Origin of the sequence: Streptomyces sp. IBSBF 3136, from assembly GCF_036815105.1 — a bacterium.
Taxonomy (GTDB): Bacteria; Actinomycetota; Actinomycetes; order Streptomycetales; family Streptomycetaceae; genus Streptomyces.
In genome coordinates, this window is record NZ_JAJSZC010000100.1 from 1 (window position 1) to 26,492 (window position 26,492).

Annotated in this window: 20 protein-coding genes, 1 tRNA gene and 2 pseudogenes; 10 read left to right on the forward strand and 13 right to left on the reverse strand. The window is 70.1% G+C overall.

Annotated features, from left to right (window positions below):
* Positions 1 to 319 precede the first annotated feature (319 nt).
* The 5 genes and pseudogenes from V7E45_RS21615 to V7E45_RS21635 all read right to left on the reverse strand — a co-directional run.
* A complete protein-coding gene (locus V7E45_RS21615; protein ID WP_333775854.1) occupies positions 320 to 997 on the reverse strand; it encodes a hypothetical protein in 678 nt (225 codons plus the stop codon).
* Entirely contained in the window at positions 994 to 1,407 is a 414-nt protein-coding gene (locus V7E45_RS21620) for an acyl-CoA thioesterase (protein WP_333775855.1), read from the reverse strand. The genes V7E45_RS21615 and V7E45_RS21620 overlap by 4 nt, the downstream gene beginning before the upstream one ends.
* A gap of 6 nt (positions 1,408 to 1,413) precedes the next feature.
* Complete coding sequence (gene ettA / locus V7E45_RS21625; RefSeq protein WP_020940133.1) at positions 1,414 to 3,078, reverse strand: energy-dependent translational throttle protein EttA; 1,665 nt, start codon at positions 3,076 to 3,078, stop codon at positions 1,414 to 1,416.
* Between the two features lie 203 nt (positions 3,079 to 3,281).
* A complete protein-coding gene (locus V7E45_RS21630; RefSeq protein WP_333775856.1) occupies positions 3,282 to 3,404 on the reverse strand; it encodes a hypothetical protein in 123 nt (40 codons plus the stop codon).
* Between the two features lie 137 nt (positions 3,405 to 3,541).
* A pseudogene (locus V7E45_RS21635) lies at positions 3,542 to 3,763 on the reverse strand (transposase family protein); the annotation flags it as partial.
* A gap of 285 nt (positions 3,764 to 4,048) precedes the next feature.
* On the opposite strand from V7E45_RS21635, the gene V7E45_RS21640 reads away from it, so the two are divergent.
* A complete protein-coding gene (locus tag V7E45_RS21640) occupies positions 4,049 to 4,411 on the forward strand; it encodes a DUF5335 family protein (protein ID WP_333775857.1) in 363 nt (120 codons plus the stop codon).
* Between the two features lie 367 nt (positions 4,412 to 4,778).
* Here V7E45_RS21640 and V7E45_RS21645 read toward each other — a convergent pair whose 3' ends face one another.
* A complete protein-coding gene (locus tag V7E45_RS21645) occupies positions 4,779 to 5,318 on the reverse strand; it encodes a DUF4232 domain-containing protein (protein ID WP_333775858.1) in 540 nt (179 codons plus the stop codon).
* A 308-nt stretch (positions 5,319 to 5,626) separates the two neighbouring features.
* Here V7E45_RS21645 and V7E45_RS21650 point away from each other — a divergent pair, with 308 nt between their 5' ends.
* Positions 5,627 to 7,102 (forward strand): helix-turn-helix domain-containing protein, encoded by a 1,476-nt coding sequence (locus tag V7E45_RS21650; protein ID WP_333775859.1) that lies wholly within the window; start codon positions 5,627 to 5,629, stop codon positions 7,100 to 7,102.
* Positions 7,103 to 7,159: 57 nt separating this feature from the next.
* Here V7E45_RS21650 and V7E45_RS21655 read toward each other — a convergent pair whose 3' ends face one another.
* The 4 genes from V7E45_RS21655 to V7E45_RS21670 all read right to left on the reverse strand — a co-directional run bounded on the left by V7E45_RS21655 (position 7,160) and on the right by V7E45_RS21670 (position 14,025).
* Complete coding sequence (locus V7E45_RS21655) at positions 7,160 to 8,572, reverse strand: Cys-Gln thioester bond-forming surface protein (protein ID WP_443056126.1); 1,413 nt, start codon at positions 8,570 to 8,572, stop codon at positions 7,160 to 7,162.
* 305 nt (positions 8,573 to 8,877) lie between these two features.
* Positions 8,878 to 9,363 carry a single-stranded DNA-binding protein gene (locus tag V7E45_RS21660; RefSeq protein WP_333775861.1) on the reverse strand — a complete coding sequence of 162 codons (486 nt, stop codon included), beginning with the start codon at positions 9,361 to 9,363 and terminating at the stop codon, positions 8,878 to 8,880.
* 564 nt (positions 9,364 to 9,927) lie between these two features.
* Positions 9,928 to 11,730, reverse strand: a complete 1,803-nt coding sequence (locus tag V7E45_RS21665) for a GTPase (protein ID WP_443056127.1) — start codon at positions 11,728 to 11,730, stop codon at positions 9,928 to 9,930.
* A gap of 687 nt (positions 11,731 to 12,417) precedes the next feature.
* Complete coding sequence (locus tag V7E45_RS21670; RefSeq protein WP_333775862.1) at positions 12,418 to 14,025, reverse strand: dynamin family protein; 1,608 nt, start codon at positions 14,023 to 14,025, stop codon at positions 12,418 to 12,420.
* 271 nt (positions 14,026 to 14,296) lie between these two features.
* On the opposite strand from V7E45_RS21670, the gene V7E45_RS21675 reads away from it, so the two are divergent.
* Positions 14,297 to 14,372, forward strand: a tRNA-Arg gene (locus tag V7E45_RS21675).
* Positions 14,373 to 14,743: 371 nt separating this feature from the next.
* Here V7E45_RS21675 and V7E45_RS21680 read toward each other — a convergent pair.
* Positions 14,744 to 15,721, reverse strand: a complete 978-nt coding sequence (locus tag V7E45_RS21680) for a tyrosine-type recombinase/integrase (RefSeq protein WP_333775863.1) — start codon at positions 15,719 to 15,721, stop codon at positions 14,744 to 14,746.
* Between the two features lie 294 nt (positions 15,722 to 16,015).
* Complete coding sequence (locus V7E45_RS21685; RefSeq protein WP_333775864.1) at positions 16,016 to 16,246, reverse strand: hypothetical protein; 231 nt, start codon at positions 16,244 to 16,246, stop codon at positions 16,016 to 16,018.
* Positions 16,247 to 17,281: 1,035 nt separating this feature from the next.
* Between V7E45_RS21685 and V7E45_RS21690 the strand changes: the two genes are divergently transcribed.
* The 4 genes and pseudogenes from V7E45_RS21690 to V7E45_RS21705 all read left to right on the forward strand — a co-directional run.
* Positions 17,282 to 18,403 (forward strand): catalase family protein, encoded by a 1,122-nt coding sequence (locus V7E45_RS21690; protein WP_333775865.1) that lies wholly within the window; start codon positions 17,282 to 17,284, stop codon positions 18,401 to 18,403.
* Positions 18,404 to 18,561: 158 nt separating this feature from the next.
* On the forward strand, positions 18,562 to 19,146 hold the full coding sequence (locus tag V7E45_RS21695) for a hypothetical protein (protein WP_333775866.1): 585 nt from the start codon (positions 18,562 to 18,564) through the stop codon (positions 19,144 to 19,146).
* Positions 19,147 to 19,240: 94 nt separating this feature from the next.
* A complete protein-coding gene (locus V7E45_RS21700) occupies positions 19,241 to 20,647 on the forward strand; it encodes a Dyp-type peroxidase (protein WP_333775867.1) in 1,407 nt (468 codons plus the stop codon).
* Positions 20,648 to 20,856: 209 nt separating this feature from the next.
* A pseudogene (locus tag V7E45_RS21705) lies at positions 20,857 to 21,579 on the forward strand (alpha/beta fold hydrolase); the annotation flags it as partial.
* A 190-nt stretch (positions 21,580 to 21,769) separates the two neighbouring features.
* Here the strand turns inward: V7E45_RS21705 and V7E45_RS21710 are convergent.
* Positions 21,770 to 22,795 carry a hypothetical protein gene (locus V7E45_RS21710; protein WP_333775868.1) on the reverse strand — a complete coding sequence of 342 codons (1,026 nt, stop codon included), beginning with the start codon at positions 22,793 to 22,795 and terminating at the stop codon, positions 21,770 to 21,772.
* A 125-nt stretch (positions 22,796 to 22,920) separates the two neighbouring features.
* On the opposite strand from V7E45_RS21710, the gene V7E45_RS21715 reads away from it, so the two are divergent.
* From V7E45_RS21715 to V7E45_RS21725, 3 genes are all read left to right on the forward strand, one after another.
* Entirely contained in the window at positions 22,921 to 23,508 is a 588-nt protein-coding gene (locus V7E45_RS21715) for a TetR/AcrR family transcriptional regulator (RefSeq protein WP_333775869.1), read from the forward strand.
* Between the two features lie 952 nt (positions 23,509 to 24,460).
* Positions 24,461 to 24,829 carry a hypothetical protein gene (locus V7E45_RS21720; protein ID WP_333775870.1) on the forward strand — a complete coding sequence of 123 codons (369 nt, stop codon included), beginning with the start codon at positions 24,461 to 24,463 and terminating at the stop codon, positions 24,827 to 24,829.
* Positions 24,830 to 24,938: 109 nt separating this feature from the next.
* Positions 24,939 to 26,492: tetratricopeptide repeat protein (locus V7E45_RS21725; RefSeq protein WP_333775871.1), on the forward strand; the 1,554-nt coding region annotated here is incomplete at its 3' end.

Sequence of the window (26,492 nt, forward strand, 5' to 3'; positions counted from 1 at the left end):
GCGCGGGCCGGGGCGGTGGGCGTCGTCGGCGGCCGGGGCGGTGGGCGCGGTCGGCGCCCGAACCGGTGAGTCGGGTTCGGTCGGCGGGCCAAACCCGTGGGCGCGGGAAGCAGCCGGACCGATAGGCGCCCTCGGAGACAGGAGCAGTGGGCGCCGAAAGCAGCGTGGCCGGCAGGCACCGGCGCAGACAGGAGCAGCGAGCGCCGCGAGCAGCCGTACCGGCAGGCACCGTCGCAGCAGGATCAGCGAGTGCCGAAAGCGGCAGGCCGATAGGCGCGTCGGAGACGGGACCGATCTGCGCTGTCCGCTGGCGGCGCGGCTAGCGGACGCTGACGCCGAGGGGGGTGAGGCCGGCCCGTCGCACGGCGACGGAGCCGTACGGTGTCCGCAGCCTGAGCCACGCCCCGGAGGAGAACAGCGAGGTGTCGGCCGCCCCGGCCCCGGGCCGCAGGAAGCCGAGGGACTGGGCCGCGTGCACGGCCCGCACCGGAAGCGGGGTGCGCCCTATCTCCCGGGACCAGATGTCCCGCCCGATCCGGTCCAGCTCCGCACGTGTGCGTGCCTCCGGTGCCAGTTCCTCGGTACGGGAGCGGAACTCGGCGACGGCCTCGGCGACCGTCGCCCGCAGCGCCTCCGGCGCCGGCAGTCCCGGCTCGGGCCGCCAGCCGCCGCGGGGCGGCAGGACACCGGCCCACGGCGGTCCGGTGACCGCCCCCGGCACGGCGGCCGTGGCCGCCCGCTCGTCCAGGGACTCAAGGAACTCACCGGCGGAGACCGTCACGTCGAGGGTGACGTCGAGCCCGTTCTCGTACGGCTTCGCGAGCCGTACCGCGCGCACCGCCAGCACCTCGAAGGACGGCGGCCGCCCGAACACGGCGAGCGCGGTGCCCGCCGCCTGCAGGCGCACCGCAGCCCCACGGTCGTAGTGGAGCAGCCGGGAGAGGAAGGCGGCCAGATCCGCCGCCTCCGTCTCGTCGGCGAGGTGGAGCACCGTCATGCGGCGACGGCCTCCTCGGCGTCGTCGTCGGTGTACCCGAGGAGGAACTCGCGCTCCTCCTCGGTGATCCGGCGCGGCCGCTGGGCCTCGAAGTCGAACGGCACGACCACGGTGGACGCCCGCACGTACACGAGGTCGTCGTCCTTCACCTCGTAGGTGATGGTGAAGGACGCGGCCCGGATCTGGGTGATCCACAGCTCGATGTCCACCGGGCGGTGCCGGTGGACGAGCTGCCGCTTGTAGTCGATCTCATGGCGCGCCACCACGGACCCCTGCTGGAAATCCTTGTCCGGGCGGAACAGGAAGTCGATACGGGCCTCCTCCAGATAGCGGAGGAACACCACGTTGTTGACGTGGCCGTACGCGTCCATGTCCGCCCAGCGCAGCGGGCAGCGGTAGAGGTGCCGCAAGATCGATCAGCCCCGGGTCAGCTTCTTGTAGGTGGCACGGTGCGGGCGCGCGGCGTCCGCACCGAGGCGCTCGACCTTGTTCTTCTCGTACGACTCGAAGTTGCCCTCGAACCAGAACCAGCGCGACTCACCCTCGTAGGCGAGGATGTGCGTCGCGACCCGGTCCAGGAACCAGCGGTCGTGGGAGACGACCACGGCGCAGCCGGGGAAGTCCAGCAGCGCGTTCTCCAGGCTGGAGAGCGTCTCCACGTCGAGGTCGTTGGTGGGCTCGTCGAGGAGCAGCAGGTTGCCGCCCTGCTTGAGGGTCAGCGCCAGGTTCAGGCGGTTGCGCTCACCGCCGGACAGGACGCCGGTCGGCTTCTGCTGGTCCGGGCCCTTGAAGCCGAACGCGGACACGTACGCCCGGCTCGGCATCTCGACCTGGCCGACGTTGATGTAGTCGAGCCCGTCGGACACGACCTCCCACAGCGTCTTCTTCGGGTCGAGGTTCTCGCGGCTCTGGTCGACGTAGGAGATCTTGACGGTCTCGCCGACCTTGATGTCACCGGAGTCCGGAGTCTCCAGACCCTGGATCATCTTGAACAGCGTGGTCTTGCCGGCGCCGTTCGGGCCGATGACGCCCACGATGCCGTTGCGCGGCAGCGTGAAGCTGAGGCCGTCCACGAGGACCTTCTCGCCGAAGGCCTTGTTGAGCTTGTCGACCTCGACGACGATGCTGCCCAGGCGCGGGCCCGGCGGGATCTGGATCTCCTCGAAGTCCAGCTTCCGCATCTTGTCGGCCTCGGCGGCCATCTCCTCGTAGCGCGCGAGGCGGGCCTTGGACTTGGCCTGCCGCCCCTTCGCGTTGGAGCGGACCCACTCCAGCTCTTCCTTGAGCCGCTTCTGCCGCTTGGCGTCCTTCTGGCCCTCGACCTTGAGACGGGTGGCCTTGGTCTCCAGGTAAGTGGAGTAGTTGCCCTCGTACGGGTAGGCGCGGCCGCGGTCCAGCTCGAGGATCCACTCGGCGACGTTGTCCAGGAAGTACCGGTCGTGGGTGATCGCCACGACGGTGCCCGGGTACTTGGCCAGGTGCTGCTCCAGCCAGTTCACGGACTCGGCGTCGAGGTGGTTGGTGGGCTCGTCGAGGAGCAGCAGGTCGGGCTGCTCGAGCAGCAGCTTGCAGAGCGCGACGCGGCGCTTCTCACCACCGGAGAGGTTGGTGACCGGCCAGTCGCCGGGCGGGCAGCCCAGGGCGTCCATGGCCTGCTCCAGCTGGGCGTCGAGGTCCCAGGCGTTGGCGTGGTCCAGCTCCTCCTGGAGCTTGCCCATCTCGTCGAGCAGCGCGTCGGAGTAGTCGGTCGCCATCAGCTCGGCGATCTCGTTGAACCGGTCGAGCTTGCCCTTGATCTCGGCGACACCCTCCTGGACGTTCTCCAGGACGGTCTTCGCCTCGTTCAGCGGCGGCTCCTGCAGCAGGATGCCGACGCTGTAGCCCGGCGACAGGAAGGCGTCACCGTTGGAGGGCTGCTCCAGCCCCGCCATGATCTTCAGCACGGTCGACTTACCGGCACCGTTCGGGCCGACGACACCGATCTTCGCTCCCGGCAGGAAGCTCAGGGTGACGTCGTCGAGGATCACCTTGTCGCCGTGCGCTTTGCGCGCCTTGCGCATGGTGTAAATGAACTCAGCCAAGAGAAACCGTCCGGCAGCTTGAAATCTGGCAGTGGGCAGATACACCCCATCTTGCCGTACCGCCACCCCTGTGCGGAAACGCGTCTGGCCGGGCGCCTCTGACCTGGGGTTTCACTAACGGCAGCGGTGGCTCGCCTGTCACTGCCGGTCGCGTCGGTCGGCCTCGGCCACCCTCGCACGGCCCAGAGACGGCCCAGGGACGATCACTCGTCCTCCGTCTGCCATTCATCGAGCCGGACCCTCACCTGGTGGTTATGTGCGTCGTGCCAGTAGACGACGCCCTCGACGGAGGCCCCGGGCGCAGGCAGCTCCATCCCGAGTGGCATGGCCGTGCTCTCAGCCAGCCCCACGGCATCGGGCACACCCTTTATACGCATGAAGATGCCGTGACGGCTGATGACCCACGACTTCTCCGGTAATCCGGGCCCCCACGGGCAGAGCAGATACGGAGCCGTTTCCATCCTCACTCTGAACTGGTCAGATGCAGGGTGAGGACAGCCTGAACGAGGCTCGTGATGCGAGTGGTCGAGCAGCGGAGCTTACGGAGGAGCCGCCAGGACTTGAGGGTGGCGACGGCCTGCTCGACGAGGGCCCGGATCTTCGCGTGGGAACGGTTGACCGCCTGCTGGCCCATGGACAGGTTCTCCCAGCGGCCCCAGTAAGGGACTCGGACTGTGCCCCTGGCACGCCTGCGCTGCGAGGACGGAGACGGGTGGGCCCTGGTGGTTCCGGTGGTTCACCGTGCTGTTCCTGCTGGTCACGGTGGGGCGCCTGGCGACTCACGTGGGTCCGGCAGGCCGTGCCCGCCCCCGCTCCGCCCGTACCGGAGCCGCCCCGTGGGGCTCCGGCCCGGACTCGTTCAGGCAGGTCCACCAGGGCCGCACGGCTCGACCTGTCAGGCCGAGGCAGTCGCCCAGGGCTGCGGCTAGCGTCGTGGGGAGAGCAGATTGCCACCGGAGGAGGAACGACGATGGCCGGCACCGAAACGCTCGACCGCAGCACCTGGGAGACCGCCCTCAACCAGATGACCGAGGAACACCAGGGGGAGTTCGTCACCATCGAGGTACTGGACCCCGAGGTCGGGCACCAGTACGAAGCCAACCGGCTGCCCTTCGCCACCATCGTGTACGACCCGAAGGACGACGTAGTGGCCGTCTCCGTCGGCGGACGATCGCCGCGCTACCCCGTCGTCATGCGGCACCTCGTGTGGCACCCCAGGGAGATCGACGTCGCCACGCAGGACATTCCCGAGCCGGCGGTCCGGACAGTCGACAAGGACGGCACCGCCACGCTGATCACCTTCTTCCCCCAGGAGGCCGGTACGGAGTCCTGACCCCTGAGGCGCGCCCGCCGGCAGCCGTCACGGCACCTCGTATGACAAACCCGTTGGTGATCACTAGATGGGTGACGGGCCGACTTGCGGATCTAGTGATCGTTTCAGGATCCTTGTGGCGTGAGGTGGCTCTGAGCTGGAGTTTCTGTGGAGCTTCGAAAGCTGCAGGGCCTCTGAGGTGCAAGTTCAGTGATCGTCTCGGAAGTAGTCTCCACAACCAACTTCTGCGCCGCCTCCGGCGCTGCTGCCCCGGACCGTACGGCACGCGTGCCGGCGCGGGCGGCCTGCGAACCCGGGGGCGCCCTACTTCGTCCGCCGCCCCCGGACGCCGGGCGCCGGGGCCGGGCGGCGGCTGGGGCGTGGGGGGTTACCAGGCCAGGGCGTCCTGCGCGTTGTCCTGCCAGTAGGTGACGGTGGCGGCGCTGTTGAAGAAGACACCGCGGTGGGGCAGGTTCAGGGTCTTCTCCTTGGCGGTCGCGTCGCCGTTCCGGTCGGCGAAGATCACGCCCAGGGTCTTCTCCTTGGCACCCCCCTCACCCTCGGGGGACGAGGTCAGGATCCCCGCGTAGGCGGACTGCCCGGGCTTCAGCGTCACCACGGCCTGCGGGGTGGTCTCATCGGCCCACGCCAGCGGGGCCTGGGCGTCGGCGCCGGCCCTGAGGAAGGGGGCGCTGTAGGCGTAGCAGGGCTCGGTACCGGTGTTGGTGGCCTTGAGCAGCAGGTGGTTGATCGGGCGGGACACCTCGGTGACGGTCACCTTCGTGTTCGCCGCAGTGCAGGTGACGACCGAGGCCGCCTTCGTGGCGGCGGAGGCCGTCTGCCCGGCGGCCTGGACACCGACGAGCGCGAGGGCGGCGACCACGGAGGAGGCGGCCGCACGGGAGAAGGAACGAGTGGTGATGCGCATGAAGAACTGCTTTCTCTGTATGTCCGGAAGATGACCTTCCGGTGGTCAGTCGTGCCGATCGGCCGGTCCTGTCCCGGTCGTGCCGCGTGGCGCGCGCTGGACGCGCCCGAAACACTGGAAGGGAGACGGGAGTTGAGCAGGGCCGATCACCGGGCCCGGCGTAACACCGTGCTTGGATGACCAGAGCCTGTGCCATGCGGTGTCCCATCGGCCGTTCCCTCGGGGAGTTTGGGACGCCGGGATGCGCGAACCGGCTCTGACCTGGGTGAACGTGACCTTCCTGGGATGTCGAACGGAATGGAGAACTGGTGGGGGCGGCTGAGGAGATCGCTGAGTTCGCGGCGCTGCTGCGCGCGCTGAAGCAGCGATCCGGGCTGAGTTACGGGGCGTTGGCGAAGCGGTCGCACATGAGCACCTCGACGCTGCACCGGTACTGCAACGGGGAGGGAGTACCGGCCGATCTCGCGGCCGTCTCCCGTTTCGGCCGGGTGTGCAGGGCGACCCCCGAGGAAATGGTCGAGTTGCACCGGCGCTGGGTCCTGGCGGACGCGGCACGGGAACGCGCCCGGCGGGCCGCGGCGGACGCGAAACAGGACTCCGCCGACCGCGCCGTGGCGCCCCCGCCCGGCTCCGGCCCCGAGCCGGGCCCCGCGCAGGCGCACGCGGACACGGACCGGCCCCGGCGGGAAGCCGTGCCGGAGCCTGTGCTCGCGCCACCGGCCGAGCCCGCCACCGCGTCCCCAGCCACAGCCGCCGCCCCGAGTGGTCCCACCGAAGCCCCTGGCTCCAGGAGCGGCCCCACCGATTCCCCCGGCCCCGAGAGCGACCCGGCCGAACCGGCGCCGGACACGGTCGTCCTCGCCCGCCGCAGGCCTGCGCTCGTCCGGACCGCCCGCAGACGGTGGGCCCTGATCGCGGCGGGCACCGCCGTCGTCGTCGCCGTCTGCACCGCACTCACGCTCGACCTGAAGGGCGGGGGAACGGACCTGGCGGAGAACGACCGGCCGGCCGGCACCGTGACCTCCTCCGAGCGGCCGGAACCCACCGCCTCCACGCCGCGCCCCTCGGCGTCCCCGTCCCCCTCCGCGCGTCCGAGCCACTCCCCGGTACCGGCCTCACCCACTCCCGACGCCGAACCGTCGGCGCACCGGACCGACACGGGTCGCGTCCAGGACGATGCCGCCGTCCCGCTCACGGTGAGCACCCGCACCTACGCCTGGGACGATCCGCAGTGCGAGGGGAAGTACCTGATCGACCGGCCTCCCGCCCAGGTCTCCCCACCGGTGATGGGGCAGGACGTGCCGGGCTGGGTGAAGGCGCACGGTGCCGTCGCCGCCGACGCGCAGCGGGTGGCGCTGACCGTCCAGGGCACAGGGGACGACACCGTCGTCATCGAGTCACTGCACGTCCGTGTGGTCGACTCGAGCCCGCCCCCGGCCTGGAACGCCTACCTGGGCTCGTCGGGCTGTGGCGGCGGCGTCGAGACGAGGTCGTTCGACACCGACCTCGACGCCGGCCATCCCGTCATCGTGCCCAAGGCCGGCCAGCGGGGTGTCCCCTACAAGGTCAGCCAGTCCGACCCCGAGGTGCTGTACATCACCGCCAACGCCCGGGCCCACGACGTGCACTGGTACGTGGAGCTGCAGTGGTCCAGCGGCGGTCGTCAGGGAACCGTCCGGATCGACGACCACGGACGACCGTTCCGCACCAGCGGCAGTCCGGGCCGTCCGGTCTACGAGTACCCGCTCGGCGGCACCGAGTGGTACCGGGTGGAGGACAACTGATCCCCGGGGCCCCGGCACCGGCGGTCGTGTGGGCCGCGTCGCCGTCGTGCGGTGCGGTCAGTCGCCCTGCTCCATCTCCCTGCGGCGGAGGATCACCAGGACCGCTCCACCGATGACCACCAGGCCGATGGCCACGCCGGCGATCATCGGGGTGACCGCGGAGCCGCCCGTCGCGGCGAGGTCGGTGCCCGGCGGGGTGCTGCCCCCGCCGACCGTGGCGGGGGACGGCTCGCTGAGGGTCTGAGTGCTCTCGGTGGTGACAGTGCCCTGGGTCTTGCAGTCGAGGACTCCGGTGAAGCGCCGGCTGAAGCCGTTCGGGCCGGTGACCGTGAAGTCGTACGGCTGGTCCTCCTGGAGCGGGACCGTCACCGTACGGGACGCGCCGGCGGGGATCGTGTGCTCCGCGCCCATGAGCTGGAAGGTGAAGGGCTGGTCGCCCTTGTTGGCCGCGGTGACGTCCACGCCGCCCTTGGCGCAGTTCTTCCGGGCCGACACCGCAGGTACGGCACCCTTGGCCGCCCAGGTCGCGGTCGCGGTCGCGGAGACCGTGGACTCGCTGGAGCCGGCCAGTATCTGGGTCTGGCTGCGGCTCTCGGAGGCGAAGGCACGGCCCACCGGCACGGTGGTGGAGCCCTGCACCGTCAGCTCCACCGAGCCGTCCGCCGCATCCTCGGGGATGTCGAAGAACAGCCGGCTGCCGTCCTTCGCCGACGTGATCACCTTGCCCGTCCTGTCGATGATCCGGACTCCACCGGCGGCCACGTCGACCGGCGGGCTCACCGTCACGCCGCCCGCGTTGGTGTGCACGGTCACCGGGCCGAGGAGATCTCCGGGGCGGCCGGAGACCGCGGGCGGGTCCAGGGTCAGCGAGGCCTGCGGCTCGCCGGTGCCGCGCGCGTTCTTCTCCAGGTAGTCGGCGAGCTTCTCGGCCTGCGGGTCCACCGCGTCGACCCTCGCGCCGTCCGAGTAGCGCCAGATGGCCACCTGGGTGCCGGCCGCCGCGTCCTGCTCGGTCAGTGTGCCGGCGCCCGCCTGCCGGGCAAGCGCGGCAAGGTCGTTGACCTGGGGGTAGGAGTTCTGCAGGATCCAGCGGATCTTGCCGGCGTCCTTGTTGGTGCCCAGTGAGGTGCCGCTCCAGGGCGTCTCCTCGTAGCGGGCGTCGCGCTGGGTCGGGTTGTGGATGTCGACGCAGTACGTCTGCAGCATGCCGCCGCCGTCCACCGACATCTGGAACAGCCCGGCGGCCACCCGCTGGTCACCGCCGTCGGCGTGGATCACGGCCTCGCCGTAGGTCTTCAGACCGTCGATCGTGGCCGTCGCGCCGCCCTCCGGCTGTGGCGTCCCGTCGGCCGCGGCCGTACCGGCGCCGGACAGCACCCCGGCGGCCACCAGGCCGGACACGAGCGTCACGGCGCCGAGGCGGGCCGCCGCCCGGGCGGACCGAGGAAACCCAGAGAACGCAGCAAGCACAGAATTCCCCTTCGAGCAGGACCCGTTGGACGTGGGGGAAGGTCCCACCAGCAGAATCGGCAGCCCCAAGGGGCACGCCCGGCATCCTATGAATCACACCGGGCCCAGTCGGCCGGTCGGATCGTCCGATGGCCGTTCCGATCCGCAATCGTTATCGCCGGTACGGGATGTGAGCTGGGCTTATCGACAAATCCACCGAATACGTCAGGACGTTCGCGGGAGGCGCCCGACCGATCAAGTCCCGGAAGAACGCGTCTCGGTGATGCCACCGGTCCGTGACGGGCCGGTTCCCGGTCGCGCTCACGTCACGTCACCGCCAGTGCTTCGGTGCTGTGTTGGGACGCCCGGCCGTCCGGAGCGTCGGCGACCGGTGTCTCCCAGTCGGGCTCCGGACGGGGCATCGAGGGCGCCGTCGTCGAGGCCGTCTCCGGCCTCGCGACGCGCCGGAACACCGTGGTGCCCCGCGCCAGGTCGTGCCCGATGGCCACCGCGTCGATGTCGGCCGACACCCGGTTCTGCTGGCCATCGCGTTGCTCCGAGCGCACCTTCAGCCGGCCCTGGACCATGACCGGCTGCCCGACCTCCACCGACCCCATCACGTTGGAGGCGAGCTGACGGTTGGCCCACACCGTGAAGAAGTTGGTGTGCCCGTCCGTCCAGGCGCTCTTCTCCCGGTCCCAGTAGCGCGAGGTCACCGCCATCCGGAACCTCGTCGACGGTCCCGCCGCCAGCTCCCGGTACACCGGCGCTGTCGCCACGTTGCCCACCACGCACACCATGGTCTCGTTCATCGCGAACCCCTCCCTCGTCCGGCCTCTTCGGCCGGTGGACACGCGTACGGGCCCGTCCCGTACGGCGGCGTCCGCCCTGCGGCGCGATCGCCGTGGCATCAGACTGCCTCCGTCGGGCCGGGCCCGCTGAGCGCTGTGGACCGGTCCCCACCTGTGGATAACTCCGTCACCCGGGCGAGTGAGCCGCATCCCAGAAGCGCCTCACCCACCCGTTCCGCCATCCCGGCTGGAAGGCCGCCCCAGCCCGACCCGGCTTCCTGCCCCGGCCGGAGGACCGTCTCCGCTCACCCCGGCCTCCCTGCCCCTGGCGGAAGGGCGTCTCAGCCAACCCCGCTCGCCGCGTCCCGGTCGGAGGGCCGTCTGGCTCCCCTTGCCTCTCCGTGCCGGCCGGCGCGCCGTCTCAGCGCATCCCGGCGCCCCGGTCCCGGCCGGAGGGCCGTCTGGCTCCCCTTGCCTCTCCATGCCGGCCGGCGGGCCGTCTCAGCGCATCCCGGCGCCCCGGTCTCGGCCGGAGGGCCGTATCCGCTCGCCCAGACCGGCCCCCGTCACGGCCGAAGGGCTTCCTCAGCCCACCCCGGCCCCGGTCCGCACCACCCGCCCGTACTGTTCGCGCACCTCCCGGTACCGCAGCAGCTCGGCCGCCAGCGGATCGAGCACCCGGGCCCGGCCGCAGCTCCCGGCCGCCTCCCGCAGCCGCCGTTCCGCGTCCTGGCCGTACCGGCGCGCCGGTCCTCTGGCCGCCATCCGGCAACCCCATTCCACGAGCGGCCCGCCGATGATGCCGCACACCATAAGCAGCACCGGCACGCCCAGGTTGGGCGCCATGACACCGGCGATCTGACCCGCCAGCCACGCGCCGCCCACGACCTGGAGCAGGGTCATGGCCGCCTGGACCAGTACGGCCACCGGCCACCACCCCGGGCGCGGCGGCCGCCCCGGTGGCAGTCCGGCCCGCGCCGCCAGCTCGTCCAGCGCCTCGGACAGCCCCTGGGAGCCGCGCACGGCCGCCTCCCGCACCGCCTGCGCCCACGGAGCCGGCAGGCCCGCCGAGGCCCGCTCGGAGACCGTGCGGACGGCCTGCTCGACGCGCTGGCGCGCCGTGGCCTCCTCGTCGGCCTGGGTGCGCACCGGGAGCCGGCCCGTGGTGGAGTCACCACGGCCCTGGTACCAGCGCCACAGCCGCAGCCACGGGGTTCCGCAGGCCCGGTTCGCGTTGCGCAGCCAGGCGCGTTCGGCGGCCTCGCCGGCCGCGGTGGCGCCGACGGCGTCCGCGAGCCGGGCGGCGAACTCCTCGCGCGCCTCCTCGCTGAGGCCGACACGCCGGCCGGTGGCGTAGACGGGCCGCAACTGGTCCGCGGCGCAGTCCACGTCGGCCGCCACCCGGCGGGCCGCCGCGCCGCGTTCCGTCACGAACTCGCCGAGGGCGTCACGCAGATCGTCGACCCCGTCGCCGGTGAGGGCGGACAGCGCGAGGACCGTCGCGCCCGGTTCGCCGAACTCGCCGAGCGCCACGCCGTCCTCGTCGAGCAGCCGGCGCAGGTCGTCTAGGACCTGGTCGGCGGCGTCCCCGGGCAGCCGGTCGATCTGGTTGAGGACGACGAACATGATCTCGGCGTGCCCGGCCATGGGCCGCAGGTAGCGCTCGTGGAGCATGGCGTCGGCGTACTTCTCGGGGTCCACCACCCAGATGACCGCGTCGACCAGCCGCAGGATCCGGTCGACCTGCGCCCGGTGCTCCACGGCCGCGGAGTCGTGGTCGGGCAGGTCGACCAGGACCAGCCCCTTCAACTGGCCCTCGCCCTCGGCGCTGTGCAGTGGGCGCCGACGCAACCGGCCCGGGATGCCGAGCCGGTCGATGAGCCCCGCCGCGCCGTCGCTCCAACTGCACGCGATGGGAGCCGCGGTGGTCGGGCGCCGTACGCCGGTCTCGGAGATGGCCACCCCGGCGAGGGCGTTGAACAGCTGCGACTTCCCGCTGCCGGTGGCACCCGCGATGGCGACGACGGTGTGCCGACCGGACAGCTTGCGGCGGGCGGCCGCCTCGTCCAGCACCCGGCCCGCCTCGGCGAGCGTCCGGCTGTCCAGCCGGGCCCGGGAGAGACCGACGAGTTCCCGCAGGGCGTCGAGGCGCGAGCGCAGGGGCCCGTCGTAGGCCAGTGGTACGGAAGTGTGGCTCGCCGGACCGCGGGCGGGCGCGTCCAGCAGGGCGGCGCGCTCGGCCGCGAGGGCGGCGGCGTTGGTCTCCGTCACGCGCCGCGCGATGAGGCCGTCGTCCCAGGCTTCGGAGTCGGGGTCCCCGTCGGGGTCGCAGCCGGGATCGGAGCCGGAGGCCGCAGCGGACGCGGAGCTCGTGGCCGCACCGGACACAACGCCCGTGGCCGCACCGGACGCAACGCTCGTGGCCGTACCGGACGCGGGACCCGCTGCCGTACCGGAACCTGATCCAGAACCGGAGCCGCTCCGGGAACCGGACCCGGACCTTTCGCCGTCCGCGGCGCCGGCTGTGGGGCTGTTCGTGGCGCCGTACGCGGGACCGTGCGCGGAGCGGTGCGCGGCACCGTCCCTGTCGTCACCGGTGTCGCTGCCACCGGTACCGCCGCCGGTCTCCGCGCCCGAAGGCCTCTCGCGCGCGTGCCGTGCCTGGTCGCCGTGGTTCGCCTCAGGGACCCGGGCCTGCCGGTCGTTCTCCCGGCGCTCAGCCGGTACGCGCGCGTGCCCGCCCTCGGCCGGCTGCGGAGCCCCTTCCCCGGCCTCGGCCCGGGCGGAGGTGTCCGAGGAACCCGGGGCCGCCGAGGTACCCGGGACGGCCGAGGTACCCGGGACGGCCGAGGTACCCGGGACGGCCGACGGGTCAGGACCGGTCGGGGGGACCTGGTCCGGCGACGGTCCCCGCACCGCGGGCACATCCCTGGTGCCGCGGGCGCCGGAATCCACTCCCCCGTGTCCGTCTGCCTGCTCCATGTGGTCCATGCGCTTCAAGTGATCCAGGTGATCGGAGCGATCGAGCTGATCCATGTGGTCCGTGTGGTCGTGGTCAGTGACGGCGGTCACCGGTCACCTCTCCTTCTGCAGTACGGACAGCGCGGCGATGAGGTCGACTTGGGGCCCGGCGTCGACGCCCAGGGCGTCCAGGGGGGCGAGGCGCCGCTCGCGTTCGGTGTGCATCACGCGGTCGACGTAATCGGTCAGCAGGCGTCCGGAACGGTCACGCAGCCGGAGTGCGCCGTGCGCGCCGAGCCGCTCGGCGAGGCCCTCGCCGGAGTTGCGCGCCCGGCGGCCGCCCAGCAGAGCGGTGGCGACGAGGGCGGCGATGGCCTCGGAGTCGGGCGCGGTGCTGCGATCGAGGTGTCGCACCTCCTCCTCGGCGTACTCCTCGAGCTCGCGCCGCCAGCGCCGTACGGCGAGCCCGATGCGGTGTTCGGCACTCTCCAGGGACGGGTCGCGGCCGGCGAGTCCGGGGGCCTCGCCCGCGGGGTCGCGCCGCCAGGTGTCGTCGACACGCTCGTCGGCGGCGGTGACGGCGCACAGCAGCAGGGCGGCGAGGCTCTCCACGAGGGCGTCGAGCAGTTCGCCCGCCGTGCAGTCGAGGGGGAAGGCGCGCCAGCGTTTGAGCGCGTCCCCGGCGAGCACGGCCCCGGACTGCAGCCGGCCGCGCACGCGCGCGTGCTCGGTGTCGTAGGCGCCGTCGACGGCGGCGGTGAGCCGGAGGGCGGCCGCGTACTGGGCGGCGGCCGCGCTGGCCAGTTCGGGGATGCGCGCCTTCAGCGAGTCGAGCAGGCCGTAGGCGGTGCGGGCCATGACGGTGCGGTGGGCCGCGGCGTCCTGGGCGTGGTGCACGAGCCAGGTCCGCAGGGCGGCCACGGCGCTGGCCGGCAGCAGCCCCGCGCCCCAGGCCGACTCGGGCAGCTCGGGCACCGTGAAGCGGGGTACTTCGCCGAGTCCGGCCTTGCTGAGCAGGGCGCCGTACTGCCGGGAGACCTCCGAGAGGACCTGGTGCGGCACGCGGTCCAGGACGCTCACCAGGGTGGCGTCGTACTCCTTGGCGGTGCGTAGCAGGTGCCAGGGGACGGCGTCCGCGTAGCGGGCGGCGGTGGTGACCATGACCCAGATGTCGGCGGCGCAGATCAGCTGGGCGGCCAGGACACGGTTGTCGGCGAGCAGGGAGTCGATGTCGGGGGCGTCGAGCAGGGCGAGGCCGCGCGGGAGGGTCTCGGCGGTCTCGATGCGCAGCACGCGCGGCGGGCCGTCGCCGGAGGACAGCAGATCGTCGCCCGCTTCCTTGTCGGGCACCCACACCCGGGTGAGGGCGGGGAGCACGCGTGTGCCGCTGAACCAGTGATGGTCCTCCGGATGGCACACGAGAACCGGTGTGCGGGTCGTCGGCCGCAACACCCCCGCCTCGCTCACCCGCCGGCCCACCAGCGAGTTCACCAGGGTGGACTTGCCCGCCCCGGTGGACCCGCCGACGACCGCCAGCAGGGGCGCCTCGGGCTCCCGTAGCCGGGGCAGCAGATAGTCGTCCAGCTGCGCCAGGAGTTCGTCGCGGTTCGCACGCGCGCGCGGGGCTCCGGCCAGGGGCAGCGGAAAGCGTGCGGCCGCGACACGGTCGCGCAGCGCGGAGAGTGTGTCGAGCAGCTGAGGCCGTACGTCCAAGGTCACCACATGCGAAGAATGCCCAAGTTTAGGGGAATTCTGAAGCATATGGACATCTCAGCGTGCCGATGGAACACATCGGATGTAAGGGATGACTGGGACGGAGGCACAGTCCAGGCATAACGAGTGCACAACACCCGGTGCGTCGAAGGCCAAAAGCGGTGCACGATTCGCACCTGCCTGCGATTATCAGGACCGCTTCACCGAACCTCCACATCGAGCCACGGAGGCGAAGCAACCGGGTCAAGGAACGGGGAGCTTTATCCTTGTCCCGCACCAGGCCCCCGTAGCTCAGTGGATAGAGCAGGCGCCTTCTAAGCGCTTGGCCGCAGGTTCGAGTCCTGCCGGGGGCGCCACCCCTCGCCCTCCCATACGGGAGGGCTTTTTGCTGGTCAGGGCGGGTGCCAGCGGTCGCGACGAAGGCCCGGACGCCCTCTCGACGATCAAGGGCGGACTCCGGGGCTGTCCGGCTGTCACCGGGTTTTCGCGGGTGGCCGTGTCGAATACGTGTCGAAGTTCTCCACCGGGGGGAGATCAGCCAGCGCCCGGCTCCTCCTCCCGGAGGTCACCCGCAACTTCCAGCCGCCGCTTCAGGTCAGGCAGCTGCCCGTCGACGCAGCGGGCGTAGGTCGCCAGGAGCACCGCGACGCTGTTTCCGGCCCACTCGGCCACCTGGGCGGGCGGGATGCCGTCGTTGAGCCACTTCGTCAGACGCGTGTTCCGGTTGTCATAGACGCGCCGTCCGGTGGGTGGGTGACTCGAAGACGTGCGGGGGCAGCACGGCCTTACGCGCACTGCGCCACGCCCGGCGGATGACGGAGCCGGCGAGGATGCCGCCGAACTCCCCTTGGAAGAGCAGATCACCCGGTTGGAGCTGCTCCTCCTCGATGTGCCGGCGCAGGATGCGCGTGAGGGCCGGATGCCCGGGAACGGTGCGTGTCTCACCCTCCGCACGTCCTTTCAGATCGCGTCGCTCGTGGATCTCCCCCGTGTCGGTCCACTGCTTCCCGACCTCCGGGGTCGCCGTGTGGATCAGCAGCTCGCACCACTGGTCGTCGGCGCCGGGCACGGGCAGCGTCACGTCCTCCACGCGCATGGCCACGGCTACCTCAGGCCGGGGCCCGCAGTAGTACAAGGTGGCGAAGAAGGCGTGGAGCCGCTTGCCACCGCGCGGCCGGCGCCGTATCCAGTCGAGGATCGCCGCGGCCTGTTCGGGATTCAGCAGGGACCGCTTGTCGACGGCATTCGTGGTCTTCGTGACGGCCGTGGACTCCTTGCCCTTGGGCAGGGGGTTGACCCTCAGGATGCGCCGGCGGATCGCGTACTTCACGGCGACGTTGAGGATGCGGCGGTTGCGCTTCCTGGACCAGGCCGCCGCCTGCTTGCCGTCGAGGCGCGTGTCGATGACAAGCAGGACCTGGTCGACCTTCTCGGGGTCCTCCCAGGCGGAGACGGGCAGAGAGTTCCGCTCAACCCAACGGAGGATGGCCAGCACGTCCCGGGGCGAGTCCGGGCGTCGGTTGGTGTTGAACGCCCATTCCCGCAGAGCGGTGCGTACGGCCGCTGGTGCGAACTGGGTTGGCTTGGCCCGCAGCAACGCGATGGTGGTCGCGGTCAGCGTCTTGGCCATGTTCTTGCGGCTGTTGCCGCCGAGTTGGGGCCAACGGGCGTCCACGTACTCGACGGCGAACCTGTACCAGCTCATGGCAGCCGACTTGGAGCGGTGAGACACCGGCAGACCGGTGGCGATGACGAACGCCTCGCCCTTGCCCGTCGCCCGGATGGCTCATGGACGCCTTGGACAGCAACGGCCCCCATGTACGTAGCCACGACGGCAGGCAACTGCTCACCCGATGACAGAGGCAGACAGTGTACGTCGGCAGCCAAGGCACCTCAGGGAGCTGTCCAGCGTCCATGAGTTCCTTGATGAGATACGCCACCGGCCCGGTATGTGGCTACGCGGCGACTCACTTCAGCACTTGGACTCCATGCTCATCGGCTACCGAGCGGTGATGGCCGTGCAGCCGCCGAGGAAGACTTCGCCTTCTGGAGTCCAGGCACTCAGGGCCCCTTCGCCGAGTGGCTGTGGCAGCGGCTCGGCCGTCACAGTTCCCTTGGCTGGGCGGTCGAGATCGAACGCGAGGCACAGGAGGCCGGCGTACCTGCGGTTGAGCTGTTCTTCAGCCTGTTCGACGAGTACCGACGGCAGGCCCAGCCAGCCGAGGGACAAGGCTTTCCCTACTTCATCAAGGCCCGCGCACGGCGCGGGCGCGCGCCGCCTCTGCGGCGCGGCCTGCCTCCTGTCTTCGCCCCGGCTGGCCGCGCCCGGCGGCGCGCTCGGCGGCTGCGGGGACGTCGTGGGGAGAAACCCTCTGCGGCTGGGGCGGTCGGCTCCACCACTCGCGCCAAATCAGCTCCAGCCCAAAGCCGCTCCACCGACCTACTCGCCTTCAGTGGGCGACTTATCCAGCCACGGATGGTCAATCAATCCACCCAACCATGTCAGGTAGGAGCGCGCTCGATATCTCACCGCTAGATTTATCTACCGAGATGGCCAAAGAATTGGACAATCGGCCGATGTGCATCGCGCATGGTTGAGTTAGATCGTACGAGTGATTGGGCTCTAGCGGGCGCAAATTTTGGTGACCTTCAGAAAAGTCCAAGGTTGTGGTCGTCATTGGCCGTTGTCGGTCGTCGCTGGCCGCCCTCGGACGGCCCACAGACGGCCCGGTCCGCCGGGCTCTACGGGGGCCGTCTGTGCAGATGCAGGCCGTTCCGGCGAGATCACCGCCGCCCTCGAACGGCTCGCGCTCCTGCCCAACGCATGCGATGATTACACCCTAATGATGCAACTCAGGTCGGGTGATGCGCCTTCGGCGACTGCCCCAGTCTGTAGTTGACCCGTTTCAAGACCGGGCCCCAGCGTGCTCGGACATTGGGCCTCCTGGCAGGTACCCGGACCGGACTCACACCGGCAAGCGACGACGGGCTTACGACGAAAGATCACCTGCACGAGATCACCTCCCGTCTGCTGGGCGCATGAATGATCAGAGTTAGCGCCGAGGCGATGGATAGTTCTCGGACAAGAGTGGATCAACAGCGGCAACCTCCGCCAGTCACCGACAGTGCCGGGCACACTCGAGACCATCAAGCCCAGCACACTCAAAGGCTGTACTTGGCCGCCAAATATTACTCGGGTGGAGTTCAGCAGAGCCACAAGCATTGAACGAACGGGACAAGCGAGACCGACTTGGAGGGGCGACAGATGTCATCCGAGTTCGTTCGTTATACCCCTGAGATCGAGACCATCGATCCCCATCTCGACGAGCTGCTGGCACAGATCATCGATTTCTGGGAGAAAAAGGGCCGTGAATCGCCGAGTACCGAGGGCACCGGGCGGGCCGTCCGCGGCGCGCACGCGAAGTCATTCGGCCTGGTCAAGGCAGAAGTCGAGATCTTGGCTGATGTGCCGGCGGCGTATGCGCAGGGCATCTATGCCAAGCCAGGCCGCCACGGCGCACTGATTCGCTTCTCCAGCACGTCCAACCACCTGGGCACGGACGCACAACTCGGACCCGGCCTTGGCTTCGCGATCAAAATGTTCGATATCGACGGACCAAAACTCGTCGAAGACGAGCCGGACTCGACCACCTTCGACCTCGTGCTCAAAAATAATCCCATCTTCATCAGCAATACGGCGAAACACTACCTGTTCATCGAGGACATCGCGAACAACGCGCAGGACTACCTGACGCGCGGCAAGGCGGGTCTCCACGAGCTGCTGGCGGATGTGCTCACGGGCAAGGGCCAGCTGCAGCAACAAGAGTGGGCATGGGACGAGCTATTCGCGATCGTGAGAGTGGCAACGCAGACGCAGGTGCGCAATCCGCTGCTCACCACGTTCTGGAGCATGGGCGCGGTACGTCATGGGGACTACATCGCCAAGATACGTGTCGCGCCGGCCGCGGAGAGCGCCACGCACGTGATCCATCGTGATCTCGACCTCACGATTGGCCCGGACGTGTTTTATCCGACGCTGGCGGACGAGCTACAGGCGAGACCATTCAATTTCGATCTTCAGGTCCAGCTGTGCACGGACCTCACGGCGATGCCAGTGAACGTCCTGACCGTGGAATGGCCCGAAAAGTTGTCTCCCTTTGTCACCGTGGGACGCGTGCATCTACCGCGCCAGGACATCTCGGGACCCGAGAACTTCGAGAAGGGTGACGCGCTCGCGTTCAATCAGTGGCGTGTCACGTCCGCTCACCGCCCGCTGGGCGAAATCATGAACGTGCGACGGATCTACACGGCGTCGGCCAAGGTCCGCCGGACGCTCAACCACCAGCCGCAAACCGAGCCGACCAGTGCCGATTCGGTGTTGCCGTGATCAGACGGGCCCGGCTCGGGCGGTAACCGCCCGGTCCGCGGCGCATCCGTGGGTCGTGTGGCCATTATCCGGGCGCAGGAATCGAACCGGATCGAAAGGACAGGACAGCTATGACAATGCAAGAAGGGGCAGCGACCGCACCGGAACCCGATCAGGCCGTGGAGCAGAAGATCCAGAAGCTGCGAGAGCTCTACGCCGACGCGCCGGAGGTGGGAAAGCAGGCGTTGGAGAACGTACTCCGAAAAGACGCGACGTCGTTTGTGGGGAAGCCGCGAACGCGGATGGAATCCGCTGGCCGGGTCGGCAGCCGTCAGGGCAGGGTCTCGGAGCTCACCCTGATCGCTCCGTTCGTGGAAGGTGGAGCGGAGCGACTGCGCGCCTTCCTGCAGCTGCGGGACGGAAACTTCGATGACACAGACAGGGTTGGCACCGTCCACGATATGCGCTTCGTATTCCTCGACAACGACACGAAGCTGCTCTTCTGCACCGCCTACGACGATGAGTGGGACCCCTACATCGATGACTTCGCAACGAAGATCCCGGACGAACTGGATCTGTTTATGTGCAATTGCGTGGGATGGCCGGGAACGCGCAGCCCGTCGGTGAAGGACTGGATCGCGAAGTACCAGATCATGGCCGATGGCTGGTACGTCGCGAATCCAGATCTGACGGTGGCGGAGACCAAGCGGCTGAACCGCGTCGGCCACGCGCTGGAAGAATTCCTGGACAAGATCAGCGACTAGTCCAGCCACCCGGACAGTCTGCGGGGTGCGGCCGCGCCACCCCGCAGACTGTCCCCGTGAGCCGGCTCGTCTCGGTTTCTTGTGGGAGAACACCATGCCGCTCGTCGATCGCCTCGGAGGCGACCTTCCGCGCGCCCCCGTCACCGTGGAGCTCGACGACATCCAGGCGACGGTGCTGCGCTACCGGCCCGAGCCCTACTACGGCACGCACGTCATGCTCCATGTGGAGGATGCCCAGGCCGGCCGCGAATTCGTGCAGCGGCTGACACCCTATGTCGACTCTGCCGCCGACTGGTGGCAGGCCGGCGACGCCTGGACCTCAATCGCCATCAGCTCCACCGGGCTGGTGGCTCTAGGCCTGCCAGAGGATTCGCTCCGGTCCTTCCCCGAAGCATTCCGCGTGGGGATGGCCGCACGCGCCGACAAGCTCCGGGACTACGGACCAAACGATCCGGTGAACTGGGAAAGGCCCTTCGGCACCGGGGAGATCCACATCGCGGTCAGCATCTTCAGCGACACGGAAGACAAGTGGCGCCGCGCGATGGAGACCGCGGGCCAGCAGTATCAGGGGTTCTCCGGCGTCACCGTAATGCTGACGCAGGACTTCGGCGCCCAGCCGGGCGCCCTCAATCCGCTGGGCTACAAAGATTCGATCGGCCAGCCGGCCATCGAGGGCTGCGGCGTCGACTCGTTGCCCGGCCAGGGACCACCGATCAAGGCCGGCGAATTCATCCTCGGCTACCCCGGCGAGGCCGGCGTGCCGCTGCCGATGCCCCGCCCGGACGTGCTGGGCCGCAACGGCACCTTCGTCGGGCTGCGCAACTACCAGGCCCGCGTCGGGACGTTCAACCGGTTCCTGCGCGAGCACGCGCAGACCGAGCAGGAGCGGGAACTGCTCGCCGCGAAGCTGGTGGGCCGCTGGCGCAGCGGCGCGCCCTTGACGCTCGCCCCGACGCAGGACGACCCAGCGCTCGGCGCGGACGCGCGCCGGAACAACGACTTCACCTACACCGCGGATCCGCACGGCCGGCAGGTGCCGCTCGGCTCACACATGCGGCGCATGAACCCGCGCGACACCAAGATGGCCCTACTCGCCGACGTGAACATTCACCGGATCATCCGGCGCAGCACGACCTACGGGGCACCCTACGACCCTGACGCGACCTCGGAGCAGGACGACGAGGTAGCACGCGGCACCTACTTCATCTTCCTGAGCGCCAAGGCAATGGCCACGATGGAGTTCCTGCAGCAAGAGTGGATCAACAACGGCAACTTCATGGACCTGGGCGACGAACGCGATCCGAACGTCGGGCTGCAGGAGGACGGGGCGACGTTCACCATCCCGCAACATCCGGTCCGGCGCCGCATCCACGGCATCCAGACATTCAACGTGCTGCGCGGCGGCGAATACTTCTTCATGCCCTCCCTGTCCGCCTTGAGATGGATCGGGGAGCTCCGCCAATCCAGCGGCCACGCTGATGAACGAGCCGAACCATCCTGAAAGCCGTCGCGACCCCCTGACGACCGCAAGCTTCACGAACCCCGAGTTGCACCGATCTGGGTCAGGACGCGCGGACCTGGCCCGCTGAGGACGGGAGGTGCCCGCGCTGGGCGAGGGTACGGCCGGCCCCGATGCCGGGAGCGGCGCTTCTGCTCGTGGCCTGACCATCAACAAGTTCGAGACCGATCCCACACACGCCTCTTGCCGTCCACGGCTCGTCCACCAGAAGCGACCGTGTTGATGCAGGCTACCGAGTCATCGCCCACGACCGCCGTGGCCACCGACGCTCGACCCAGACCGCGACCGGCCACGACATGGACACCTACGCCGCGGACGTGACCGCCCTGACCGACGCACTCGACCTGCGGGGCGCCGTGCACATCGGCCACTCCACCGGCGGTGGCGAGGTCGCCCGCTACGTCGCCCGCGCTAAGCCCGGCCGTGTCTCAAAGGCGGTCCTGGTGGGCGCGGTGCCACCGCTGATGCTGAAGACGGAGGCCAACCCGGGCGGCTTGCCGATGGAGGTCTTCGACGGCTTCCGTGAGGGCGTCGCCGGCAACCGGGCTCAGTCGTTCGTTGATATTCCCTCGGGGCCGTTCTACGGCTTCAACCGTCCCGGAGCGCAGGTGTCGCAGGGTTTGATCGACAACTGGTGGCGCCAGGGCATGATGGGCGCGGCGAACGCGCACTATGAGTGCGTTGCGGCGTTCTCCGAGACCGACTTCACCGAGGACTTGCAGCAGATCGAGGTGCCCGTCCTCGTCGCGCACGGAACCGACGACCAGGTCGTCCCGTACGACGACTCGGCACCCCTGACGGTCATGCTTCTGAAGAACGGGACCCTCAAGCCCTACGAGGGCTATGCGCACGGGATGCTGTCGACGCACCCGGAGGTCCTCAACCCGGACATCCTCGCGTTCATCCGTTCCTGACCCCGGCGGGCTGGCCTCCTGCCGGGGACACAGGAATCCTGCCGGGGACACAGAGAGAAGGGCCGGCTCAGGAGGGGGTTCCTCCCGGGTCGGCCCTCTGGTGTTCGAGAAGGACCCTGCGGCCCGTAGTGGCACGCCTGTGGCACGCCTGTGGCACGCCTGTGGCACGACCTTCACCCCGACCGTGGGGTCAGGCGGTGACCCGCGTGCGCCGCCGCCTCAGGCGGGGACGAAGGCTCACCAGGATGGCGGCGATCACCGCCCACAGCGCGAGGGTGGCCAACGGCTGCGCCGCCTGCGCGCCGTGGAAGTAGCTCAGGTCGGTCACGGCGCGCACGGCCGCACCCGGCGGCAGCAGGGCGGAGACGGCGTGTGCGGCGGAGGGCAGGAGGTCCGGGCCGATGGCCGCTCCGCTGGTGGAGTTGCCGACCGTGAGCAGCAAAAGGGTGGCGACGGGCACGCCGACCGGGCCGAGGTAGGTGCCCAGCAGCTTGGTGGTGAACGCGGCTGCCGCGGCAAGCAGGGTCAGGGCGAAGGCCAGCGGCATCACCGGCGCAGGCACCGCCCCGAGGATAGGGCCGGCGATGACGGTGGCGACGATGCCGATGGCCACAGAGGCGTCGGACAGCAGCCAGAACCGGTGGCGCAGGTGCAGACGGTTCGCGAGACCCAGAACGTTCTGGGCTAGGACGAACCCGGCCAGTGTGACGCCGAACGCCAGGTAGAACCCGGCCAGTCCACGCGAGTCGAAACGAGCGAACGGGACGACATCCACCGTGGTCAGGCGCTGGCCCGAGCCATGGGCATAGGCGCCGATCAGGCTTTTGACGGCCGTCGTGGTCGACTGCCCGTTGGCTCCGCCGACCTCCAGGCGCAACCGGTCGGAGGCCGCGCGGCCACTGATCGCGGCCACGACGTCGCGGCGCTCAACCTCAGCGCGCCCCGTGGCGGCGTCGGCGACAGGATGGACATCGACGCTGTCACCAAGGGCCTGGCTCACCTCGCCCGAAAGCTCCTGGCCGGCGACAGCCACCGGCACCCGGTGCGGCTGGGGGTTGCGCTGCAGACCGACGTAGCAGCCGATGAAGGCCGCCACGACGACCAGGGCGATCACGGTGGGCTGGAGCCAGAGCCGGACCGGTGGCGCGGTTGCCGCGGAGGTGGCGGTGGCGGTGGTCAGGTCGGCTTCGGCGGCCGGGCCGAGGCGAGTGGCCATGAAGTGTCTCCCGGAAAGGGGGCGCGCCCTGGGACGGGGGGAGGGGTGCCCTGAATAGATGATGCAAATAATCTAAACAACACCGTACGATAGATGTCGTCCAGCATCCAAAAGGGAGGTGCCCTATGGGTCGCGTCTCACAGGCGCAGGCACAGGCGAACCGCCAGCGGGTCGTGGAACGGGCCTCGCAGCTGTTCCGCGAACAGGGCACGGGCGTGAGCGTCGCGGACCTGATGAAGGCGGCCGGCCTGACGCACGGCGGCTTCTACAAGCATTTCGCCTCCAAGGAGGCCCTGATCGACGAGGCGGTCACCCACGCGTTCGGCGAACTGGCCGAATTCCACGCCACCACACTCGAAGAGCACGAGGGTCACCGTGTCGAGGCCCAGCAGTCCCTGATCGACGGGTACCTGTCCGTCCGGCACCGGGACAACCCCGCCTCGGGCTGCCCCGTCGCCGCGCTCGCCACCGACATGGCCCGGGACAGTGGCGACCACGAAGCGCACCGCGCCTACGCCGAAGCGGTACAGGACTTCACCCAGTGGCTCGCCACCGACGACGAGGACGGCATCGCCCGGCTGTGCACCATGCTCGGCGCCCTTCTCCTGGCCCGCGCCACCAAGAACTCCCCGCTGTCCGGGCAGGTGCTCTCCGCCGCCCGCGCCGCGCTGTCACCCGCCCCGCAAAACCACGTGTCTGACATCCACTGCTGACATCAACGACGTCGGACATGGGCGTACACCAGCGGCTGCGTCCGGGCGTCGCATCAGTCGTCGGCAGCAGCTGGACTGCGCTCGGATCGAACTCCTAAATCGGTGGTCGCTGCCGCAGCGGGCGCACAGGCCAAACGGCAGCGCCCGTGCCAGACGCGTGCCAGATCGTGCGGGGAATCACGGGGAATGACGGGGGCCAGGTCGGCAGCCAGTCAGGCTCCGTGGCCGGTCCGCCGCAGGTCAGCCCGGCAACCGTCCGCAAGTAACCCAAGCTTCCCAAGCTGAGGGCTTGGTGCGATCGACTCCGTCCCGTCCACACGGCCCGGCCGGCGTGGCTGCTTCCGTCGACGGCACTGCACCGTGGCTGAGGCCGGTGGGGGTGCGGCGAGACATACGCGCGCCTGGTCGGTCGGCGCGTTCGCCGTCGTGGCTGGCTGTCGTCTGCTGAGGCTCAGACGGGCCGCATCGTAGGACCCCGCTGTCAGACGAACGGGGCCCCAGCGGGCGAAGCTGGGCCGTCCCTGGGCCGTCCGACGTCGCTCGACAGTGGCCGATGACGACCAACGACGACCGCCAGGCGCACGTGCCCACCGCCTCTGAGCAGCGAAAACGCAGGCCCTCAAGATCCCCGACAAGACCCAGGGCAAGAGACAGGCCCTGACGCGCCCGATGAGATGCCGTCGTCGGCACTGGGGGCAGGGCGGGGACGGACACAGAGGTGGCGAGCATGGGCTGCGGCAGCTTCCAGGTTAGGGGCGATGCCTTCCGCGGGCTGCTGTGTAGCTCTGCCCGATCGGTCGGTCGGCACGGTCGCTGCTTGCGTGTCTGGACGGCGGATCAGCGGCTGCGCACGGCTCGGCCGTCGATTTCCCCGTGGGTGGGTTCTGGTTGAGCGGTAGGTGCAACCATGTGATGTTCCAGGCGTGTTGACGGGTTCGGACGGGGGCGGGGTATGGCGGCGGTGCGGTGGGTGGTGGCGGTGGTGGCCTCGGTTGCGGCGTTCTTTGCCGTGGCTGTGCCGTGGGCGGTGCTGTCTTCGGGTGGGCATGACCCGTGGGAGGTGATTGGCCCGGTCGGTGGTGTGGTTGCGGCCGGGGTGCTGGCCGCGCTGGGCTGGTGGGCCTCCCAGACCGGCGCACCCGCAGGCGGCGGCCCGGAGCGCACGGTACGGCAGTCGGCCCGCGCGGGAGGGAACGTCAGGCAGACCGCGGGAAACGCCGGTGCGGTTGGCAGGGCCGGGCGTCGGCCGATGCGGGAGAACATCCACCAGAAGGGACGCGGCGGCGGTGACGTCGACCAGGTCGGTGGAGACCGGGCCTGAGGGGCCGGCGGTGGTGGAGCGTTCGGTGCAGCGCCGTACGGGTCAGCGGGCACGGGCGCAGCGTGATGTCACCCAGGTGGCGGGGGACATGCACGTGTATCGGATGCCGGTGCCAAGCACGTCTGTGCAGTGGCCGGTGTGGGTGGGGGACGTGCCGCGGCTCGCTGCGGCGTTCCAGCCTCGTACGGCGATACGGGACCACGCCGATGGGGCGCGGCGCGAGGGCCGTGACGTGGTGCTGTCCGGGGCCGGAGGAGTGGGCAAGAGCCAGCTGGCGGCGTCCCTGGCACGGCAGCTGCGGGACCAGGAGCACACCAGGGGTGCCGGTCTCGACGTGCTGGTGTGGGCGAGAGCCACCGGCCCCGACCAGATCATCACCGCGTACGCAGAAGCAGCCGGGCAACTGCATCTGCCCGGTGCCGACCAGGAGGACGAAGGCGGAGCGGCACGGCTGTTCGTGCGATGGCTGGCGGCCACGCGGCGACGGTGGCTGGTGGTGCTCGACGACGTCACCGACCCCGCCCCCTTGGGGGAATGGTGGCCGGACAGCGGTACGGGTAACGGCTGGGTCCTGGCCACCACCCGGCGCGAGGATGCCCAGCTCAGCGGCCAGGGCCGCACCCTGATCCGGCTCGGCCTCTACACGCGGGAGGAGGCCGGTGCCTATCTGCGCCGCCGGCTCACCGATGCCGGACACGCCCACCTCCACGACCCCGGCCGGGCGGACGAACTGGCAGACGAACTCGGCGATCTGCCCCTCGCCCTCGGTCACGCCGCCGCCTACCTCATCAACACCAGGCGCACGATGCCCGATTACCTCACCCTGCTGCGCGACACCAGCAGTCGGCTGGGTGATCTGCTCCCGCCCAGCGCCGACACCGAAGGCTACGGACGGCCCGTCACCGCCTCTCTCCTGCTCTCCCTCGACGCGGTCGACGCGGCCGACACCACCCATCTGGCCCGCCCCCTGCTACACCTCGCCTCCCTCATGGACTCTCACGGCCACCCCGCCACCGCATGGACCACTCCCGCAGCCCTCAGCCACCTGCGCACCGCACGCCCACCACGACGACGCCGGCTGCGCCGCCACCACCCAGCCGTCACCGAAGGCGAGGTGCGCAGCGCGCTGGAATGCCTGCGCACCTATGCCCTGATCACCCAGGACACCGCCACCGCCCCCATCCGTATGCACGCCCTGACCGCCCGCGCGGTGCGGGAAACCATCCCGACCGGCATGGTCCCAGCCACGGCCCGTACCGCGGCCGACGCGATCCTGAGCCTGTGGCCCCGCCACGACCACGAGGAACGGGAACTGGCCGCCGCACTGCGTGCCAACGCAGTCCATCTCGATGAACTCACCCGCCCGGCCCTGTGGCAGCCCGAAGCCCACCCCTGCATCTACCGAGTCAGCAGCAGCCTCACGGACGCGGGGCTCTACCAGCAGGCCATCGAGTACGACGAGAGAACCGCTCGCCACAGCTACGACATCCACGGCCCCGACCACCCCGACACCCTCTCCGCCCGCAACAACCTCGCCAACTCCTACGGCGATGCCGGGCGCATCCAGGACGCCCTCGACCTGCGCGAACGGGTCCTGGCCGACCGGGAGCGCATCCTGGGCGACGACCACCCCGACACCCTCTCCGCCCGCAACAACCTCGCC